This is a genomic window from Cognatishimia activa (assembly GCF_001458335.1).
Classification (GTDB): Bacteria; Pseudomonadota; Alphaproteobacteria; order Rhodobacterales; family Rhodobacteraceae; genus Cognatishimia; species Cognatishimia activa.
Window position 1 is genome coordinate 299,121 of the sequence record NZ_CYTO01000024.1, and the last position, 4,734, is coordinate 303,854.

The window sequence follows — 4,734 nt, forward strand, 5'->3', positions numbered from 1 at the left end:
CAGAATAAAGGAATGCAAAGATCGCCATTGTTCCGCCAACATAGGACCAAACGCGAAGCGGGGTTGTGGAGGACGCAAATATGCCATCAAGGGCCAGAGTCCACAGACGCCACCAACTCCATGAGGGCTCGCCATCTGCGCGGGCTGGGCGTTCATAGGTCACTTCCACCGTCTCAAAACCAACCCAGCTGAAGATACCTTTGTTGAACCTAGAGCGGTCCTCAATTTGCAGAACTGCGTCTACGACCTCGCGGTCCAGCAACCTGAAATCCCCGACATTGCTGGGAATAGGGGTTTCCGCGAGCCAGTTGAAAATTCTATAAAATGCCGCCGCAAGCTTTCGTTTGGCCCAAGTGTCATGGGATCGATCAATGCGGCGTGCGTTGACGATCTTGGCCCCGTTTTTCCAGTGTTCCAGCATCGCCGGAATGAGGTCTGGGGGATCTTGGAGGTCAACATCCATGGGGATAACCACCTGCCCCCTCGCATGGGACAGCCCGGCGGCAAGAGCTGCTTCCTTTCCAAAATTTCTGGATAAATTCACGAGCCTTAAGTTGCTTGAGCTTTTCAAGCGCGTTTCAATTTCACGCTCTGTATGATCTCTGCTGCCGTCGTTGATGAACACGATCTCAAATGTAGCGTGCTCGGAAAGCACTTTGTCGATCACATCCAAAAAACCGGATATCGCAGCCGCCTCATTATAAACCGGCACAACAATAGAAATGAGTGGTGGCGCTTCCTTAAATTGCTTTTGGCTTTCAAATTCGTTCATTGGTCACCAAACCGACAGAAGTGGGTCCACACTAACCAATGCTTGGCTTTGGACCAAGAAGGTTGCCAGCCCCCACGCTAAGTTAAAGTGTGAGTGTGCCTTTTCATTCTCAGCCGCAGGCTTGACGATGTCCCTTACGCGTTTCGTATCAGTTTGCCCGAGAGAGGGATTTAGGTGAATTGTCAGACGTGTGCATAGAACCACCTGCCCTCAATCAAGTATCACACGTTTGCAAACGTGCTTTGATCGGTTCGCGAACGTCTTTAATCTTCAGCCCTAGAACTTCGCCCGCAAGGTCACCTGTGTACGTGCGCCAATTTGAGGTTCTATATTCAACCGGAAATCTATCGCGGCGGCGAAGGCGGATCGGTCGCAATTTTTCTGACGTGCCGCGTACGAGAATTTGCAGGTTCCCTATCTCAAAATTTGGCAAGTCAATTGACGCTAAATCTGACATCGGGATCGGATCCTGAAACAGAACTTCGCTTTCGTTACCGGCTGGAACTTCGAACAGAAATTCTGTTTTTGGACTTTCGCACTGACCGGAAATCGCCCCCAAAACCTGGCGAAAATCATGCGAGATCCAACTTGCAACATAATTGGCCGGAAATTCCCAAATCACAATCTCTGGCGGATTTTCCGGCAATTCCGTGTGCCCAAAGGCTTCGAATGCCGTTAGCGTCAACCCCCCGGCGAGGGACCAATTCTGAATATCATTTTGAAGCGCATGTTTGAGTTGTCCAATCCAGCGGAATTTGTCGTTGTTACTACGTCCAAAACTTGTGCCCATTAAGACGATATTTTTTTCGCCGGTGTCCTCAATGTCTCCGAAAAGTGCGGCCTCCAATTGCGATACGTCTTCGACATTCGGTGTAATAACAGGCGCAAAATAAGTTTCGTCCTGAACATCAAAACCACATGTTTCTTCCACAAACTTAGTCAGGGTCCCGGTAATCGCGAGTTGCTCTTGCCCAACCAATTTGTAGCGGGGCTCTCCTTCCGGGATTTCTAAAATCCCTGCGCGCGTTAAAGTCCGAGCAACCTCTTGCGCGACGACTCCTGATCCCTTCGGAGACCAATGGGTGTCTCTTTGGAGGTAAAAGTCGGTCAGCAGCTCGGGCTTTTCGAGCAGCGCTTTGTCTGTATCTGGAATGAGAATACCGGCGTCACGCATTTGTTGTTGGATCGTCTGAAACGCGGCGAAGGTTTCTTTCTTTCCTGCTTCATCCTGAAAGGGAACAAAGATACCCCGGTGCGGCGGATTCACGACGATAAGCTGGGCATCGAATTTTTCGAGCAGCGTCAGTTTGATCGTCGCCAATAGCCGAATGGTTTCATCGGTATGAACACGATTTCTCAGATCGGTGGTTTTGCTAATCCAGCCGGAACTTTCGTCAACGGTAACAAATTTTAGGTGCCCTTTGCCGTTTGCATAGCTCTCTTCCTTTTCGAGCGCTTCGCAAAAAAGATCTAATGGCGCGGCGTTGGCCATTTGGGAGAAGACTAAACTCGAAAGAAACAAAATTAGTGCACGTATCATCTGCCACCCTCTGGAGTTATGGTAAGATAACGCTCGGGAAGCTCCCAAACAACAATACTAGGGAGCTTCGCTCCATTTTCGAGCTCGCGGAGGAATTCATGCATCGGTTCAAAAGGGCCGGCCCCTTCTTGGGCGAGATTTAGAAAGTCGCTTTGATACGCCACCTTGAGAGCGTCTAAAAAGCCCCATCTCTCGATTGCTGAGAAACTTGTGCCAATCAAGCGACCCTCCGGTTCTGGCGCATCGCCTAAGAGGGATGCAATACCTTGGTCGCTTACGGCCGTCTGTTGGTTTAAGGTCTCTTCTCTCGGCCCGGTTAGCCTTCGCAGTGGCGGCGTCGACACAAACTTCGCGAGGTCGCCAGTAAAGGTTGTCGGTTGGTCCGCATGCGCTGCCTCAAATGCAATTGTCGCAATTCCTGGCGCGTGAACATGCGACGCTAATGTCTGTGCGGCAAAGTTGGCACCAAAGGGTGTCCAGTGAGTATCAGACTTAAAGAATACGTTTTCTTGTGTTTGCGCAGCGCTGAGTGCTGTGGAGAGGTCGGGTACATTGACCCCGTTCGCCAACAAACCCAATCGTGCGGTCTGATAGCGGGACTGTAGAAAGTTCGAGCGACCGGCTGGCAGCCTTGCATTCACAATGCGCGCTTTGTCTGGCAAGAGCGCGACGACCACGGTAATATCCTGTGTTTGTAGTTGATCCACGATCTGAGCGGTCAAGGCGACGCGGTCTTTTAAAACCGTTCCCTGTTCGGAGTGTGCCTCGAATTCTTCCGCGGAAAACAACCACCCATCCTTCCCGACAATAACGGCCCGCGTGCCTTCGCCAAATGCTTGGAATTCAAAGGCGCGCCACAGAGATATGCTGAGCTCCCTGAGGGGGAATGATCCCGTGATTTGGTCCTGGATTTGCGCCTGTGTCACACCATCAACGAAAGGCTGCCTTTGGCTCGCGTCCCACTCGGTGCGAACAAGCGTGAACAGCCCGCCCATCGCAATCAATGCGATCAAGAAAAGTGAGGTTATTTTTTCCAAATGTGACATCAGAATTGAAAGTATAGGAAGGGTGAATAGGTTTGAGCACTCATTTTTATCGTGACGATTGTGAACAGCGCGAGATAGGTCGCGGCGCGGAAAAACGGCGCACGCCAAATGGTAGATATTGGGCTTGGGATTGGCAAAAAACAGATCGTTGCGGCCAACAAGAGCATCGTGATCTCACTGCTTCTAATCTGCCAACTCAACTCCGGTGATATCGCAAAACCATTCAGCCCGAACATGCCAGCATAGACGACAAAGCTGTCCGATAAAGACGGCGATCTGAAGACAACCCAGCCAATAACAACCAAGAAAAATGTGAGAGGCAGCGCCAAATACGGTGGCCAGACCGTAGATTTGTTTTTCGCGCCAAGCGCGCGTTCAAGAGCCATGAGGCCGCCGTGCCAAAAACCCCAAACAATGAAGGTCCAATTCGCCCCATGCCAAAATCCGCCTAAGACCATTGTCAGAACAATATTGCGGTAGGTTTTCCAACGTCCCGCCCTGTTGCCGCCGAGTGGAATGTAAAGGTAATCACGCAACCAGCTGGAAAGCGTAATATGCCACCGCTTCCAGAATTCGGTGATGGATCTGCTTATGTAGGGCCGGTTGAAGTTCTCTGGAAAGTCAAACCCGATCATCAGGCCAAGGCCTATCGCCATCGCTGAGTAGCCCGCAAAGTCAAAAAAGAGCTGGAATGTATAGGCAAGTGCCCCGAGCCAAGCTTCCCAAAACCCGGGGGTCGACGCCGAGAATATCAAGTCAGCCAAGGGGGCCAATGTATCCGCGATGAGGACCTTCATCGCAAGGCCTTGAACAAAGCGGAACATGCCTTTCCCAAACCGGTCAAGAGAATGGACGCGATTTTGGAACTGATGAGCGAGGTCTTTGTAGCGCAGCACGGGACCTGCGATCAGCTGAGGGAACATGGCGCTAAAGGCCAGAAAGTCGATAAATCTCTTGGGTGGTTGCGCATCCTTTCGGTAAATGTCGATCAGGAAACTTATCGATTGGAATGTGTGGAAAGAAATTCCAATTGGTAGAAGAACATCAAAGAAATCTAATCCGTCCTGACCAGCAAGAATGAGAAAAGCATCAACGTTGGAGGCAATGAAGACTGCATATTTAAAGTATGCAAGGACGAGTAGATCAAAGACGACACCAAAAATGAGAGCCAGTCTTCTGCCGCGTTCTGTTCGTAAGCTTAATGTCAGTTGGGATGCGACATAGGTGAGCAGAGACACACCAAAAATCAACGCAACGTATTCGACGCGCCACCAGCCGTAAAAGGCATATGACGCAGCGCATATTACGTAGGATTTATGCCGATTTGGAGTGAGGTAGTAGAGAGCAAGAAAAGCGGGGACAAAAAGAAATACAAA

General features: G+C 50.5%; 4 protein-coding genes. All 4 read right to left on the bottom strand.

Features of this window, described 5'->3' with window-relative positions:
- A partial coding sequence (locus TA5113_RS12560; protein ID WP_058316744.1) for a glycosyltransferase family 2 protein occupies window positions 1–772 on the bottom strand: 772 nt, incomplete at its 3' end.
- Between the two features lie 214 nt (window positions 773–986).
- Complete coding sequence (locus TA5113_RS12565) at window positions 987–2,312, bottom strand: alginate O-acetyltransferase AlgX-related protein (protein ID WP_058316745.1); 1,326 nt, start codon at window positions 2,310–2,312, stop codon at window positions 987–989.
- A complete protein-coding gene (locus TA5113_RS12570) occupies window positions 2,309–3,349 on the bottom strand; it encodes an alginate O-acetyltransferase AlgX-related protein (RefSeq protein ID WP_165589417.1) in 1,041 nt (346 codons plus the stop codon). Before TA5113_RS12570 ends, TA5113_RS12565 begins: the two co-directional genes overlap by 4 nt.
- Before the next feature lie 8 nt (window positions 3,350–3,357).
- The coding region (locus tag TA5113_RS12575; protein ID WP_058316746.1) for an MBOAT family O-acyltransferase at window positions 3,358–4,734 on the bottom strand (1,377 nt) is incomplete at its 5' end.

Coding starts and splice junctions, on each gene's coding strand:
- TA5113_RS12565 (WP_058316745.1), bottom strand. CDS start 2,312: ATGATACGTGCACTAATTTTGTTTCTTTCGAGTTTAGTCTTCTCCCAA.